The sequence below is a fragment of the Chlorobium sp. N1 genome (assembly GCF_004332115.1).
Classification (GTDB): Bacteria; Bacteroidota; Chlorobiia; order Chlorobiales; family Chlorobiaceae; genus Chlorobium.
The window spans coordinates 141,412-156,133 of sequence record NZ_SJPA01000003.1; the positions used below are offsets into that span (position 1 = coordinate 141,412).

Sequence of the window (14,722 nt, forward strand, 5' to 3'; positions counted from 1 at the left end):
ATTCCTTCACGACGGGCCGCAATGCCCGATTAAGAACGCCTGACCATTTAGCAAAACGTTTCTGCCGCGTGCGGCGGTACCGTTCCGCGTCCCGTTCCCTCACCCTCGGGTGCTTCGGGGGACCCTAGTCTTTTTCGTCCGTCAGGCGCCCGCCGGCATGCGATTGCCGGCCAGAGGTTTTTCGGTGCCTCCCGAGCGGGGCGGTTCCCTCCGGACCGCCCCCTGGGCATCGCCACCCTAAAAAAGGGAGTGCGTATGAACAGGCGGTTCCTTCGGCTGCTGCTCTTTCTTTCCATGTGTTTCCCGGACGAACTTGCCGCGGGGGAGTTTACCGTGACCTCGTCGGCAGACACCGGTGACGGGACGCTTCGTGACGCTATCACGAAGGTGAACGATTCAGGTGATGCCAGCAACGTGATAACGTTTGCAGCGTCCACGGTGACGGTGTCGAGCAAATTGCCGGAACTTGCTCATGACGTGGCGTTTGTGATTCCTGCATCGGGCGTCCGGGTGGTCGGTGAGACGGGCTACAATAGCGCTCTTTTCATGTGGCAGTCGCCCGCGACGATTTCTCTGCCATCGTCAGGCTACTTTGAGACATCTGCCTCGTCCAACGTTTCAGTGGTGCGGGGCAAAGACGACCTGACAATACGTGGCGATCTGGCCGGAGAGTTTCATGCGAGCGGGGACTCCCAGTATGTTTACGGCGTGCGCTCAGATTCCGCTCTGTTCGTGAAGGGAGATGTTTCCGCCACTATTGCCGTAAATGCCGGGAGTCGAGGCGCCTCGGCGCTGTATTCGGCGACGGCTGCGCGAATCGATGGCAGCGTTACCGGGAATCTTGCGGCGACCACCGGAACCTATGGCGCCAGGGGAATCTATTCGGCTAGTGGTCTTACGGTGTCGGGAGATCTTGGCGGGACGATCTCGGCCACGGCGGGTAGCTACGATGCCTGCGGTCTGAAGGTGGAGGGCAGTCTCGCGGTCGGAGGCGACATTTCCGGTACGATTACGGCAACCACTCTGGATGGTGATGGCGCCTACGCGATCAGGGCGAAAAGCGCCGTCTCCCTCACTGGGGCGGTGACAGGCACGCTCTCTGCCACGGCTTCCGGGTCTGACGCGGCCGGCCTCTACTGCTTCGAGAGCGCCATCCACGGAGCATCCTCTTCCGACCCGCTGCGCATTTCTGGCACCATTACGGCCGCCTCCTCCGGCGCCTCCGCCGCTGTCATGGCTTGGAACGAGATGAACCTCTACGTGACCGGCACCCTCACCGCAACAGGCTCGTCCGCATACGCCATCCGCTCCGGCATGTTCGACGGCAAGGGCGGATTCACCGACAACACCGAGTCCCGCACGGATACGGTGGTGCTCGCCAGCGGCGCGGTGCTCACCGGCGGCGTCTATCTCGGCGACGGCGACGACTCCCTCACCCTCAGCGGCACGGCCGACATCTCCGGCGTGGGGGCGCTGGAGGGCGGGACGGGGGACGACCGGCTGGTGTTCAGCAGCTGGAGCGGCGCGTACTCGAGCGCCATGACGGGGTGGGAGCATCTCGACGTCGGTTCCGGCTCCTCGCTTTCGATGGGTGCGCTCGGCTCCTTTTCCGGCGAGCTCTCGGTGCTCGAGGGCGCCGTGCTCCGGCCCGGTTCGGCTGGCGGCGGCGACCGGGTTTCAGGGAGCCTTTCCAACAAGGGGCTCGTCGACCTGCGCGACGGACGCGCCGGCGGTTCCCTCACGGTGGCGGGGAGCTATGCGGGCGGCGGTTCGGTCGGGCTCGATATCGGCGCCGGGAGCTCCGACACCCTTATCCTCTCGGGCTCCGTCACCGACTCCACCGTTCTTCTGCTCAGCGTGCTGCCGACGGTGACGGAGCTCGCCTCGGCGGAGCCTTCGCTCCTCGTCCATACCGACGCCGTCGTGGCTGAAGAGGCCTTTTCCGTCGTTGATGCGACCGACTACGGCCCCTACGTCGCGGGGGTATCGGTGGTGCAGGACGCCGCATCCGGCACGGACTGGTACTACGGGGTCGGCGGCCTGCACGACGAGGCTTATGCCGCGCAGGCCGTGATGGCGTTCGTCGCCGAACCCCTCGAAGAGCTGGTGCCGCGCTTTCCCGAGCGGCATGCCTACGGCGGAGCCGCTGGTGTGATGCCGGAGTTCGGGGGCGGCTGGGCCAGGGCGGGGCATTCGTCGCTCCGCACGGTGCTCGAGGGCGATGCCGGGAGCGTCACCGACGGCAGTATGCGGTTCGTCGAACTCGGCTGGGACGCATGGCACGGCCATGGCGGGCGTTCCTCATGGGGTGCAGGCGTGTTTGGCGGCACCGGCACCCAGAGCGGCACCCTCACCGCTGCCGACGGACGGGCTGCCGGTGGTCTCGAGGGCACCTTCTACGCCGGAGGCCTCTACGCGTTCCTCGTGCGTCCGGGCGCATGGCGGCTCGAGGCTTCGTTCGGAGGCGTTCTCAGCGAGGGCGAGGTGCGCTACGAGGACGATCCGAAGGAGGGGTATTCGACGGAGGGGAGCCTCGGCTCCCTCGAGGCTGCGGCGCAGTTCGGGCTCGGCCGGGGCGTCGCCCTCACCTCGAGGGTGCAGGGGATCTGGCGTCATATGGACGGATTCGGACTCAGCCCGGCCTCTACGGGGCCGCTCGAGATCCCGGACGGGAACGGCGCGGAGGGGCTCTTCGGGCTCGGCCTTGCCGTGAACACCGACTGCCCGGGCTGGTATCTCGTAATGGAGGGGACGGCGCGGTGGGATGGCTCTCCGGAGAACAGCGTCCGCTACCCGGCCTCCGGCGTCACGCTCATGACCGAGGGGGATGAGCTTCTCTGGGGAGCGAACCTCACCCTCGGAAACCGCTCGGGCGGGGCGCTCGATCCGGTCTACTGGGTGAGTGCGGGTGCGGAAGGGTCCGGCGGCTCAGGCGGGAGCCGTACGCTTTCGGTCGGGGCGGGGGTGAGGGTGCCGTTCTGAAGGGATAGGGGGGCGTTCAGCCGAGGATCCGCTGCATGAGGCAGAGCAGCAGGTACTTTTCGTCGGGGTAGCTGGAGAGTCCCTTCATGGCGGCGTCGGTCTCTTTCAGGGCCGCGATGGCGCGCTCGGTCTGCGGTGCTGAGAAGGCGCCTGCATAGGAGAGGTAGTTGCGCACGAAGTACTCCTGCTTGCCGTACATGCCGAGCGCCTTTGCGATCTCTCCTTGCGGCATCGCCCGCACTTCCGGCTGGGAGACCTTCCAGAGCCGCATGAAGAAGGTGGTGAGGTAGCGCACGATGTTCATGAGACCCTCCTTCTGTCCTTCGCGCTCCATGATCATTAGCGAGATGCCGCTCGAGAGCCGGAGGTTCCTCGAGGCCACCGCCTTTTCCAGCTCGAAGACGTTGTAGGTCTTCGAGATCCCCACGCACTCGTAGACGTCCGAGGCGGTGATGCGCCGCTCGCCCTCGCGCGACGAGGCGTAGGTGGTCAGCTTCTCGATCTCCTGGCAGATCTCGCGCGACGAGGGCTGGATGTAGGCGGTGAAGGCCTTCAGCGCTTCCGGGTCGAACTCCCAGCCCGCCTCGCGCGCGCGGTTCGCGGCGAAGAGGTCCGGGGTTTTGATGAGCGGGAAGTCGTGCCGGAAGGCTTTCAGGGCGGCGTAGGGCGGTTTTTCGATATCCTTCCGGTCGAGCTGCTCGGCGTCGAGGATGAGGATGGTGAACTCGGCCGGGTTCTTCATGTAGGCCGCGAACTTCTCCGTGTGCTGTTTCTGCTGCTCCTTGCCCGCCGGCTTCTTCAGCTTGTCGAACTGCCGCACGATGATGAGCTGGCGGGGGGTGAACATCGGGTACTCCGAGGCACGGGCGACGAGCTCGCCGGGGGTGGTTTCAGCTCCGTAGACGATATGGGTGTTGGCCGCCGCTTCGTTCTCGTCGGGAAAGGCCGCGCTGCGGATGAGCGCACTGAACTCCTCCTTGAGGTAGCTCTCCGGTCCGTGGAAAAAATAGACCGGCTCGAGCCTGCCGGCAAGGATGTTCTTCTTGAGAGTTTCCATCACTGGGGTTGCACGCCGCCGGGCGCCCCCGTGGGCGCCCCGGTGCGGCTGGCGGGTTGTGGCTTGGTTAGAACGGCAGGTCGTCCTTGTCGTTTTCCATCATCGGAGCCGAAGGGGCTGCGGGGGGAGGCGTGGCGGGCGAGTCCTGGCGCGGCTGCTGGGCTGCCGGAGCGGAGTAGCCGCCCTGCTGTCCGCCCTCGCCGTATCCGCCGCCCTCCTGGCGCATGTTTCCGAGCATCTGCATGTCGGTGATGACGATGTCGGTCGCGTACTTCTTCTCGCCGGTCTTCTGGTCGTCCCAGCTGCGCGTCTGGATGCGTCCCTCGACGTAGACCTGGCGGCCTTTCTTGAGGTACTGGCCGCAGATCTCGGCGAGCCGACCCCATGCCACGATGCGGTGCCATTCGGTCCGTTCCTGCGGGTTGCCGCCGCTGTCCTTGAAGGTTTCGGTGGTGGCGAGCGTGAAGTTCGCGACGGTCTGTCCCGAGGGGATGGTGCGGAGCTCCGGGTCTCCTCCGAGGTTGCCGATGAGCATTACCTTATTGAGTCCTCTTGCCATTGGTCTGTGTCTTCAGGTTAGCGATCTGTTGCCGGGCCCTTCTTCGCCGGGCGCGGATGGGCCTTATTATAATAGGGTAGTATACGAGTCTCCGGCGCGATAACATAGTCCTGCGGTAAATTTACTGCAGGGGGCGCCTTCCTTCCGGCTCCTAAACCATCCTGCCGCCGTCGATCACCGGGCCCTCCCGGCAGAGCAGGACGGTTTTTGTGCCTCCCTCGGGCGCGGCGACCTCCACGCTGCAGCCGTAGCAGATGCCGAAGCCGCAGCCCATCACCGATTCCAGCGAGACCTCCGAGGGGATCTTTTGCTCCCGGGAGAACGCCGCAACCGCCTTCAGCATCGGGGTGGGGCCGCAGGCGAACACCCTCGGCCGCCCGGCCGCGCAAAGGGCCGGCAGCTCCTGCGCCAGGAGTGCGAGCACCGTGGCGTGCAGTCCTTCCGACCCGTCGTCGGTGGCGAGCCGGCAGTCGCTGAGCCCATCCTGGAGGAGGTCGGTTTTCGTGCGCCCTCCGATCAGGTTGACGATCGTTTTTCCTTTCGCCCTCAGCCGGCGCTCGAGCAGCTTCATCGGGGCGGTGCCGATGCCGCCCGAGACGAGCAGGGCGGTGTCGTAGTCGTCGGCCTCCACGCTGAAGCGGTTGCCCAGGGGGCCGAGAATCGAAAGCTCGGTGCCGGGCCGGCACCCGCAGAAGATCTCCGTGCCCTTGCCGATCTCCTTGACCATGAGCCGGATCTCGTCGCCTTCGGCGTCATGGATCGAGAACGGGCGGCGCAGGAGCGGCTGGGTGGTGTCGCTGACCCTCACGTTGACGAAGTTGCCGGGCTCGGCCGCTTCGGCGACTTCGGGACAGCGGAGGGTGATGATGCTGACGTCGCGGCTGATCCGCCGGGTGTCGGTGAGGGTGGCCCGGGTATCGGTGATGGTGCTCTCTCGCTGCATGTCGGGGAGGGGTTTCGGTTGCTGTCGGTAAGCGGCATCCGCACCCGGAGCCGCTCGATCGGAATGGTAATTAATGCAGGGACGGCAACATTTGCAAGCGATCCGGCAGGGGGGAGTATCTTCGCCATATCTTTTGCAGAGTCCCTTGAGAGTTATATCTTTCAATCTTTCGCTTTTCATTCTATTCAATTCCAAAGTCCGGTTCATGCGCATTCTAACATTTACGGGTAAGGGCGGCGTCGGCAAGACCAGCGTCTCGGCGGCAACCGCGGTCCGGCTCTCGGAACTTGGCTACCGTACCCTCGTGCTCTCAACGGACCCGGCACACAGCCTCTCCGACTCCTTCAATCTGCCGCTCGGCTCCGAGCCGACCAAGATCAAGGAGAACCTCCACGCGATCGAGGTGAACCCGTATGTCGACCTCAAGGAGAACTGGCAGGCCGTACAGAAGTACTATACCAGGATCTTCATGGCCCAGGGCGTCTCCGGGGTCATGGCAGACGAGATGACGATCCTTCCCGGCATGGAAGAGCTCTTCTCGCTCCTGCGCATCAAGCGCTACAAGTCCTCCGGCCTCTACGACGCGCTGGTGCTCGACACCGCGCCGACCGGCGAGACCCTCCGCCTCCTCTCCCTGCCCGACACCCTCTCATGGGGTATGAAGGCCGTCAAGAACGTCAACAAATACATTGTCCGGCCGCTCAGCAAGCCGCTCTCGAAGATGTCGGACCGCATCGCCTACTACATTCCGCCGGAAGACGCCATCGAATCGGTCGACCAGGTCTTCGACGAGCTCGAGGACATCCGCGAGATCCTCACCAATAACCAGAAATCGACGGTCCGTCTCGTCATGAACGCCGAGAAGATGTCGATCAAGGAGACCATGCGCGCGCTTACCTACCTGAACCTCTACGGATTCAGGGTCGACATGGTGCTCGTCAACCGCCTCCTCGACACCAACGAGGACAGCGGCTACCTCGAGAACTGGAAGGCGATCCAGCAGAAATACCTCGGCGAGATCGAGGAAGGCTTCTCCCCGCTTCCCGTGGCCAAGCTCCGCATGTACGAGCAGGAGATCGTCGGGCTGAAGGCTCTCGAGCAGTTCGCCGCCGACATGTACGGCGATACCGACCCTTCGGACCTCATGTACGACGAGCCGCCGATCAAGTTCGTTCGCAACGGCGACCTGTACGAGGTGCAGCTGAAGCTCATGTTCGCCAACCCCGGGGATATCGACGTCTGGGTGACCGGCGACGAGCTCTATGTGCAGATCGGAAGCCAGCGCAAGGTCATCACCCTTCCGATCAGCCTCACCGGCCTCGAGCCCGGCGACGCGGTCTTCAGGGACAAGTGGCTGCACATTCCCTTCGATCTCAACCGCCAGGGACGCCACCAGACGGACAAGGAGTACAGCAGCAAGGCCTGAACGGCAGGGGCGTTTGCCTCAGGCGGTAATTTTTCGTAGTTTTTGTCATACGACCATAAACCACAATCGTTTAACAGGAGGAAGATATGTCAGAGTCCTACCAGAAACTCCGCAAGGATTTCAAGGATCTTGAGTTCACCGACCGTCTCACTTTTCTTGCCGAGAGCACGCTGCTCACCGGCCAGAGCGCGGTAGTCGGCGGCCTTGAGCTCGCAGGTACCGTCGTCGAAACCGTGACCGGCACCGTCGGCTCCCTGCTCGATGCCACCGGCATCGGCAGCCTGCTCGGCCGCACCGGCGGAGTCGTCGGCGAGACCATCGACCGTGTCGCCATCACCGTCAAGGACGTCTCCCGTTCCGCAGGAGATCTCTACAATGATGCCGTCAAGAACGTCGAGAACGTGACCGACAACGCAGCCAAGGCTATTGGCGATGCCGGCGTCAGCGCGTCCGAAGCAGTCAAGAGCTTTACCGGTTCGGTCCAGAAGTCGGCCGGCAAGAAGTAAGGTTTCGGCGCCGCTGAAAATCTTTTTGTATTTTTTGGTCGATTGGTTTAAATTGATTCAAAGAATTCATATTCTGTTAAGTAGGTTATTTTCCAATAATAAAATTCCAAGGAGGAATTATGACTGGTGGAGGAGTATTTACTGATATCCTTGCCGCAGCCGGCCGCATCTTTGAGGTCATGGTTGAAGGGCACTGGGAAACTGTCGGCATGCTGTTCGATTCTCTCGGCAAAGGTACCATGAGGATCAACCGCAACGCTTATGGCAGCATGGGCGGCGGTGCAAGCCTCCGCGGTTCTTCGCCTGAGGTTGCCGGCTACGCCGTGCCTTCCAAGGCTGTCGAGTCGAAGTTCGCAAAGTAAGCACCCGTTGCTTCTTTCGAGGGCAGTGCAGGCGCAAGCCTGATACTGCCTTTTTTTTGTCCTCTCCGCGCTTTCCCGCCATCCTCTCCGCGCTCCGCTGCTCCGACTTCCTTCCTCCTGCCCTCGAAGCGCTTTTCCTCCCCTGGAGCCCTTTCGGTAATTTCCATTAGTTTTTCTATTTTAAAGGTTTCAATGCAGACTTGACGGATAACCGTGTAACACGATCGGAAACCGGTAAATGGCCAATATCTCTTTATATGTCTCCGGACAGACGGAAGTAGCCGATGTCACGGAATTCTTCCAGAAGCACATGCTCGGCGAGGGTGAGCAGCCCATCGCTTTCTTCGACGGCGTGTTCTATGAATCACACCAGGAGCGGGTAGGCAACATCGCCTTCCAGGACTACCTGGTATATTCCGACCGTGCGGTCTATCTCTGGGCCCGCGGCGCCACGAAAGATTATCTCGACCGTTTCGACCTCAGTACCCTCACGGTCAACAGCCGCAACAAGGACAGCGCGTTCGCAACCCTCAACCTCAAGATCCGCCGCGAGGACAAGGAGCCGGTCTACGTGATCTTCGACATGGTCGAGATCCATGAGGCCGAGCTGATCACCCGCATGCACACCCTCATCGAATCGGTTATCGAGGAGAAGCTCGGAACGGGCTACCGCAAGGCCGTTCCCGACGCCGTCGCCCACCGCGTGCTCGACGCCGGCCGGAGCGTCTGCATCCCCCGGCAGTTCCACGTGGCGCTCGACGCTCCTCCCGCCCCGCAGCAGGACAGCTCCATCGGCTACGGTCAGGATCTCCTTGAGCAGTACAAGGCTTCGATCGGCTATCCTCCCGGGGAAGGCATGTCGGGCCAGCAGGCCCCTCAGCAGCAGCCTCAGGGCAGGCCGCAGGGCGCAGGTCAGCCGGCCGGCCCCATGGGCGGGCTCGAGAGTATGCTTCCGACCGACCCGGCCTCGCTGAAGCGGATCGCCGGTTCGATCAAGGACCTCGTCGGCGAGGCTCCCTTCAAGCTCCGCGACCAGGTGATGAAAGACCTCCAGCATGTGCCGGGCGACGTGGCCACGGTGCTGACGGCGGTCAACGAACTGGTTTCGAACATCGCCGGCAACCCGCATGCCGAGCAGTTCGTCATGACAGCCATCAAGACCGCCGTGCGCAACGACGGCGTGCTCGGCTCCATCGGCAAGATGATACAGATGTCCGGCATCGGCGGTTCCCGCAAGGCTCCCGCCCGCCAGCAGGAAGGTTCGCAGGCCGGAAGAGGGTTCGATGACGACGACGACCGCAGCGTCCGCCGCAAGAAGATCTCCGTCAAGGACGACGCTTCGGCCGGTGCCGCAAACAGCTTCGACTTCAAGGATGACGATTTCCCCCCGCCGCCGCCTGCAAACGACGCACCTCCCGCCGGACGCAAGAAGATCAAGATCCAGATGGGGGATGAAGATGTTCCGGCGCTCGTCAAGGATATGATGGACATGGACAGGCCTGCCGAGGAGAGCCCCGCCGCCAGCGGGAACGGCGAAGTGCACCGCAGGAAAATAAAGATCACCGAGGCCGAGGGCGACGCTCTGGCGGCACCCGCATCGGAGGCAGAGCCTGCGAGCGAGGCCCCCGCGCCGGTCCGCAGGAAGATTGCGGTGAAGAGCGCAGACGCCGAAGAGCAGCCGCTTCTTTCCGACGACGTGCTGGCTGCGGCGCTCGGTGAAAAGACGCCCGAAAAGAAGGACGGCGGGTTCTACGGGACCATAGAGTCGGACCCTGTGAAGAAGGCGCCGGAAGGCCCCGCAACGCAGGATTCATGAGGCGGCACGGGTCCGCCAGAGTGTAGTTCAATAAAGGTCAACTCTCCTCAATCGTTTCGTTTAGCAACATGAGAATTATTCTGTATCTGGGTAAGGGCGGGGTCGGCAAGACCACGGTCTCGGCATCAACGGCCACGGCGATCGCACGCCGCGGCGGCAGGGTGCTGATCATGAGCACCGACGTGGCCCACAGCCTTGCCGACGCGCTCGGTGTCGAGCTCGGCACGAGCCCTGTCGAGGTCGAAAAGAACCTCTTCGCCATGGAGGTCAACGTGCTGGCCGAGATCCGCGAAAACTGGAGTGAACTCTACTCCTACTTCTCTTCGATCCTCATGCACGACGGCGCCAACGAGGTCGTTGCTGAGGAGCTGGCCATCGTGCCGGGCATGGAGGAGATGATCAGCCTCCGCTATATCTGGAAGGCCGCCAAATCCGGCAAGTACGACGCTGTCGTCGTCGACGCCGCCCCTACCGGCGAAACCATGCGTCTGCTCGGCATGCCCGAGTCCTACGGCTGGTACTCCGACAAGATCGGAGGCTGGCACTCGAAGGCGATCGGATTCGCCGCGCCGCTACTGACGAAGTTCATGCCGAAGAAGAACATCTTCAAGCTCATGCCGGAGGTGAACGAGCACATGAAGGAGCTCCACGGCATGCTGCAGGACAAGAGCATCACCACCTTCCGCGTTGTGCTGAACCCCGAGAACATGGTCATCAAGGAGGCGCTGCGCGTGCAGACCTACCTGAACCTCTTCGGCTACAAGCTCGATGCCGCCGTCGTCAACAAGATCCTTCCCGACAAGTCCGGCGACAACTACCTGCAGAGCCTCATCGACATTCAGCAGAAGTACCTGCGCGTCATCGAGAACTGCTTCTTCCCGCTCCCGATCTTCCGCGCCAAGCAGGCCACGGCCGAGGTCATCAACCCCGACCGCCTCTACGATCTCAGCAAGGAGATCTTCGGCGACAAGAACCCCGCCGACGTGCTCTATACCAACGACCGCACCCAGACCCTCGAGAAGATCGACGGCAAGTACGTGCTCAGCCTCTATCTGCCGAACGTCGAGGTGCAGAAGCTCAACGTCAACATCAAGGGTGACGAGCTGCTCGTCGATATCAACAACTTCCGCAAGAGCATCATCCTGCCGAACGTGCTGGTCGGACGCAAGACGGAAGGTGCGGATTTCGAGGCCGGAAACCTCAACATCACCTTCGCGAACTGACGGAGGGACCCGGCTCCTTGCCGTCCATCGGCGGAGGAGAGGGAGATGAACTGCATGCGGGCTGCCTCTGGACGGGCGGCCCGCCGTGTTTGGGGGGTCAGGGGAGACGGAGGCGCTGTTTCAGCCTGACGGGCACGGAGGGGTCGGCGGAGCGGGGGAGGAGCTCCAGCATGGTCTTTTGGAGGGAGGGGTGCACGGGGTCGGCGATGTCGAGCAGCGGAACCAGCACGAACTTGCGACGGTGGAGTTCGGGGTGGGGGACGTGGAGCGTTCCGCTCTCGATCACCCGATCTCCATAGAGCAGGATGTCGAGGTCGATGACCCTCGGGCTCCAGCGCCGGTAGCGTTCCGGCCGGCCCAGCTCCTGCTCGATCGCTTTCGTCCGGCGCCGCAGCTCTTCGGCCTCAAGGGTGGTTTCGATGAGCACCACGCCGTTGAAGAAACGCTCCTGCTCCTCCTCGCCGACCGGTTCGGTCATGTAGACAGGCGAGGCCTCGAGCACGCGTGTTCCGGGAAGGGCTGCGAGGCGCAGGAGCGCCTCCTGGAGGTTCCCGAAACGGTCCCCGACGTTCGAGCCTGTGCCGATGTATGCCTTCACCATCTCCATCGCGGTCAGCGCTGCTGCATGGTGCAGTCGGCTTCGGCATAGTCGCAGATGCCGTCGACCGGCGGGTTGCGCTTGCGCACCCGCACCCCGACCTCCGAGACGATCGGGAAGTCTCCGAGCAGGTCCCGGGCGATCTCCCAGGCGACCGCTTCGATGAGGAAGTACTTCTTCTCGGTCAGCGCCCTGCGGATCCGGCCGTAGACCGCACCGTAATCCACCGTGTTCGAGATGTCGTCGTTCTCCGCCGCCCGTGTGAAGTCGAAGACGAGCTCGGCGTCGACCTCGTACTTGGCCCCGATCCGGTGCTCCTCCTGCATTACCCCGTGATGGGCGTAGAAGACCATGTTGGAAAGCCTGACCGAGGAGCGCGAGAGGTGTGCCATGGGACTGTGGAACTGGTTGTGTGGCGCGGTTGTGTACTTGACAATGTTGCTCAGAATCGGCTGAATTCAAAATCGAAAACGACAAAACCACGCCGTCGGTTTTTTAGGCCGGAGCAGGGACGCGAAAAAGTGTTACTTTAAGGGTTCAAGAGGTTTTACCAACGACTTTCAAGCACGGACGGAGAATGAAGAACCGGGACTGCCACGATTTTTACGAGGGCTGCCGCTCGAGGGCGGTGATGCTCGCGCTTGAGGAAGACCGCTATACGGGCGACGTCACCACCATGGCGACGATCGATCCCGCCCAGGAGGGCCATGCGGTGGTGACGGCCAAGGAGGACGGCATCCTGGCCGGCCTCGACGTCGCCGCGCAGGTCTTCGCGGCCTGCAATCCGTCGCTCTCGCTTGCCATGCACCGCCAGGACGGCGAGCGGGTCGCGAATGGAGAGCGGGTCATGGAGGTGAAAGGCCTGCTCGCCCCGATCCTGCTCGGCGAGCGCACGGCCCTGAACTTCATGCAGCGCATGTCGGGCATCGCCACGAAAACGCGGGCATTCGTCGATCTCATTTCCCATACCGACACCCGGATTCTCGATACGCGCAAGACCGCTCCGGGGCTGCGCTACTTCGACAAGGAGGCGGTGCGCATCGGCGGCGGGCGGAACCACCGGTTCGGGCTGTTCGATCTGATCCTCATCAAGGACAACCACATCGACGCTGCCGGCGGGGTGGGCCCCGCCCTCAACCGGGCCAGGATGTACCGCGAGAAGCACGCCCTCGATATCAGAATCGAGGTCGAGGTCCGCTCGCTCGACGAACTCTCCGCGGCGCTCGCCTGCCGGCCGGACATCATCCTGCTCGACAACTTCACCCTCGACCTCCTGCGGGAGGCGGTCGAGTACGTGCGCTCGATCTCGGCTTCCGTCGAGCTCGAGGCCTCCGGCAACATGAGCCTGCATACCGTCAAGGCGGTCGCCGAAACGGGGGTCGATTTCATCTCGGTCGGCGAGCTGACGCACAGCGTGCGCGCGCTCGATCTCTCCATGACCATCACGCTCGACTGAGGGGCCAAATGGAGATAGGTGTAGACATCGTCGAGCTCGAACGCATCGAAAAAGCTTACGGGCGGTACGGCCGGAAGTTCCTCGAGCGGATCATGACGGAGCGCGAAATCGAGCTCTGCCTCAGAAAGCCCTCCCCCGTCGCCAGCATCGCGGGGCGGTTCGCGGCGAAGGAGGCCGTGGTGAAGGCCCTCGGAACCGGCATTACGGCGACCGTCGGCTGGAAGAGCTTCGAGGTCCTCAATGATCCCGCCGGCCGCCCGGTCGTCATCCCTTCCGAGGGGGTGCTCGCTGAAGGGTGCTCGCTGAAAATCTCCATCGCCCACGACCGGCACGCCGCAGTGGCGACCGCAGTCCTCGACTGCTCTTCTGGCGGCTGAACGCCGTCGATCCGTTTTTCCTGGCGTCTTTACATGAAAAAAGGCGGGACTCTTTCGGGTCCCGCCTTCGTTCGTGTCCGGTGTGTCCGTTCCGGCCTCAGCCCCTGTGCTCGGGAACCGGGGTCGCTTCGTCCTGGATCTTCACCTTCGATTTGATGGCCTCGTAGACCTTCTCCTTGGTGATGGTGTCGGTCACGTAGTCGCGGAACTCCGCAGACATGTAGGTCTTCATGAGCTCCTCGGCGTCCATGGCGGTGTTCTTTGCCGCTTCCTTCTCGGCATACTCCCTGATGGCGGCTTCGTCGACTTCGAGGTTGTTTATCTCGGCGATCTTCTGGCTGATGATGAGCCAGCGGGCGTGGCGCTCGGCGTTGGGGGCCATGGCCGTCCTGAACTGGTCGGTATCGAAGGCTTTCGGGAAGCTGCCGCCCATCTGGCGCTTGGCATTCTCGACGAGCATGTTGGCGAACGAGGCGACCATCGCCTTCGGGGTCGGAACCGGGTTCTCGTCGATCAGCTTCGAAGAGATGGCTTCGAGCAGGTCCTCTTCGGACTTGTTCTGGAAGTGCTCGTCGAGCTGGATCTTGACATCTGCGCGGAAATCCTTCTCGTTCTCGAAGCGTCCTCCGGTGATCTCCTTGACAAGCTCGTCGGTGAGCTCGGGAAGCTCCATCTGCTTGATCTCGCCGACGGTGACGCGGAAGCGCTGCGCTGCGTCGCCTTCGTTCTGTCCGGGAGCTTCGATTTCGACCACGTCGCCGGCCTTCCTGCCTTCGAGGCCCTTGCGGAACGGGTTGTCCTCGGGGAGGTACTCGAGGTTGAAGTGGTGGTTCTCGGTCCTCTCTTCCTCTTCCTCGCCGGTTTCGGTGAGCCTCACGACGTCGCCGATGACGGTGTCGGTGGCATTCGCCTCTCCGTCCACGCTCACCATGGTGCCGTGGCCCTTGAGGATCAGGTCGATCTCCTTCTGGACGGCCGCGTCGTCAACGGTGTAGACCGAGCGGGTGAACTCGTATCCGCTGAAGTCCTTCAGTTCGAACTCGGGGTGCACTTCGTAGCCGAGGCGGACGGTGAGCTGCTCGGGGGTGAAGGTGAAGTCTATGATGCCTGCGCGGCTGGCGGTCTTGATCTTGTCGGCTTCGACGACCTCCCCGAAATGCTTCGAGGCGAGCTTCTCGGCGATCGAGGCTTCGATCGAGGGACCGGCGAGCTTCTTGATGAGGCTTGCGGGGGCGTGGCCCTTGCGGAAGCCCTTGAGCTGCACGCTCTTCTTGGCCTCTTCGAATTCCTGTTCGTAGTCGCCGGCGAATTCGTCGGCGGAGAAGATGAGCTCGAGCTCCTGCTCGGTGTCGCTGATGTTCTTGATATTCTTTTGCAAGGCTCTGTGTGGTTTGTTGGTAAGGGTCAAAAATCAAAG

14 protein-coding genes are annotated in these 14,722 nt (G+C 62.8%); 8 read left to right on the plus strand and 6 right to left on the minus strand.

Annotation, left to right across the window (positions count from 1 at the left end; translation table 11 throughout):
* The first annotated feature begins 255 nt into the window (after window positions 1–255).
* A complete protein-coding gene (locus tag E0L29_RS06035; protein ID WP_131356282.1) occupies window positions 256–2,982 on the plus strand; it encodes an autotransporter outer membrane beta-barrel domain-containing protein in 2,727 nt (908 codons plus the stop codon).
* Window positions 2,983–2,998: 16 nt separating this feature from the next.
* On the opposite strand, the gene holA is transcribed toward E0L29_RS06035, so the two are convergent.
* From holA to E0L29_RS06050, 3 genes are all read right to left on the minus strand, one after another.
* Window positions 2,999–4,039 (minus strand): DNA polymerase III subunit delta, encoded by a 1,041-nt coding sequence (gene holA / locus E0L29_RS06040; protein ID WP_131356285.1) that lies wholly within the window; start codon window positions 4,037–4,039, stop codon window positions 2,999–3,001.
* Between the two features lie 67 nt (window positions 4,040–4,106).
* A complete protein-coding gene (locus E0L29_RS06045; RefSeq protein ID WP_131356288.1) occupies window positions 4,107–4,598 on the minus strand; it encodes a single-stranded DNA-binding protein in 492 nt (163 codons plus the stop codon).
* Between the two features lie 151 nt (window positions 4,599–4,749).
* A complete protein-coding gene (locus E0L29_RS06050) occupies window positions 4,750–5,541 on the minus strand; it encodes a dihydroorotate dehydrogenase electron transfer subunit (protein ID WP_131356290.1) in 792 nt (263 codons plus the stop codon).
* A 205-nt stretch (window positions 5,542–5,746) separates the two neighbouring features.
* Here E0L29_RS06050 and E0L29_RS06055 point away from each other — a divergent pair, with 205 nt between their 5' ends.
* The 5 genes from E0L29_RS06055 to E0L29_RS06075 all read left to right on the plus strand — a co-directional run bounded on the left by E0L29_RS06055 (window position 5,747) and on the right by E0L29_RS06075 (window position 10,874).
* Window positions 5,747–6,967 carry a TRC40/GET3/ArsA family transport-energizing ATPase gene (locus E0L29_RS06055; RefSeq protein ID WP_131356293.1) on the plus strand — a complete coding sequence of 407 codons (1,221 nt, stop codon included), beginning with the start codon at window positions 5,747–5,749 and terminating at the stop codon, window positions 6,965–6,967.
* An 86-nt stretch (window positions 6,968–7,053) separates the two neighbouring features.
* Window positions 7,054–7,473, plus strand: a complete 420-nt coding sequence (locus E0L29_RS06060; RefSeq protein WP_131356297.1) for a chlorosome protein C — start codon at window positions 7,054–7,056, stop codon at window positions 7,471–7,473.
* A gap of 119 nt (window positions 7,474–7,592) precedes the next feature.
* Window positions 7,593–7,835: a bacteriochlorophyll c-binding family protein gene (locus tag E0L29_RS06065; RefSeq protein WP_131356300.1), complete on the plus strand. Its 243-nt coding sequence runs from the start codon at window positions 7,593–7,595 to the stop codon at window positions 7,833–7,835.
* Between the two features lie 238 nt (window positions 7,836–8,073).
* Window positions 8,074–9,651 (plus strand): hypothetical protein, encoded by a 1,578-nt coding sequence (locus tag E0L29_RS06070; protein ID WP_131356303.1) that lies wholly within the window; start codon window positions 8,074–8,076, stop codon window positions 9,649–9,651.
* Between the two features lie 68 nt (window positions 9,652–9,719).
* Window positions 9,720–10,874 carry an ArsA family ATPase gene (locus E0L29_RS06075; protein WP_131356306.1) on the plus strand — a complete coding sequence of 385 codons (1,155 nt, stop codon included), beginning with the start codon at window positions 9,720–9,722 and terminating at the stop codon, window positions 10,872–10,874.
* Window positions 10,875–10,971: 97 nt separating this feature from the next.
* Here the strand turns inward: E0L29_RS06075 and folK are convergent, their stop codons facing one another.
* Both folK and folB read right to left on the minus strand, forming a co-directional pair.
* Window positions 10,972–11,475 carry a 2-amino-4-hydroxy-6-hydroxymethyldihydropteridine diphosphokinase gene (gene folK / locus E0L29_RS06080; protein WP_347564588.1) on the minus strand — a complete coding sequence of 168 codons (504 nt, stop codon included), beginning with the start codon at window positions 11,473–11,475 and terminating at the stop codon, window positions 10,972–10,974.
* An 11-nt stretch (window positions 11,476–11,486) separates the two neighbouring features.
* Window positions 11,487–11,864, minus strand: a complete 378-nt coding sequence (gene folB / locus E0L29_RS06085) for a dihydroneopterin aldolase (protein ID WP_131356312.1) — start codon at window positions 11,862–11,864, stop codon at window positions 11,487–11,489.
* Between the two features lie 185 nt (window positions 11,865–12,049).
* Between folB and nadC the strand changes: the two genes are divergently transcribed.
* Both nadC and E0L29_RS06095 read left to right on the plus strand, forming a co-directional pair.
* Window positions 12,050–12,928: a carboxylating nicotinate-nucleotide diphosphorylase gene (gene nadC / locus E0L29_RS06090; protein WP_131356316.1), complete on the plus strand. Its 879-nt coding sequence runs from the start codon at window positions 12,050–12,052 to the stop codon at window positions 12,926–12,928.
* An 8-nt stretch (window positions 12,929–12,936) separates the two neighbouring features.
* Window positions 12,937–13,305 carry a holo-[acyl-carrier-protein] synthase gene (locus E0L29_RS06095; protein ID WP_131356320.1) on the plus strand — a complete coding sequence of 123 codons (369 nt, stop codon included), beginning with the start codon at window positions 12,937–12,939 and terminating at the stop codon, window positions 13,303–13,305.
* A 97-nt stretch (window positions 13,306–13,402) separates the two neighbouring features.
* Here E0L29_RS06095 and tig read toward each other — a convergent pair whose 3' ends face one another.
* Complete coding sequence (gene tig / locus E0L29_RS06100; RefSeq protein ID WP_131356324.1) at window positions 13,403–14,683, minus strand: trigger factor; 1,281 nt, start codon at window positions 14,681–14,683, stop codon at window positions 13,403–13,405.
* Between the last annotated feature and the right edge of the window lie 39 nt (window positions 14,684–14,722).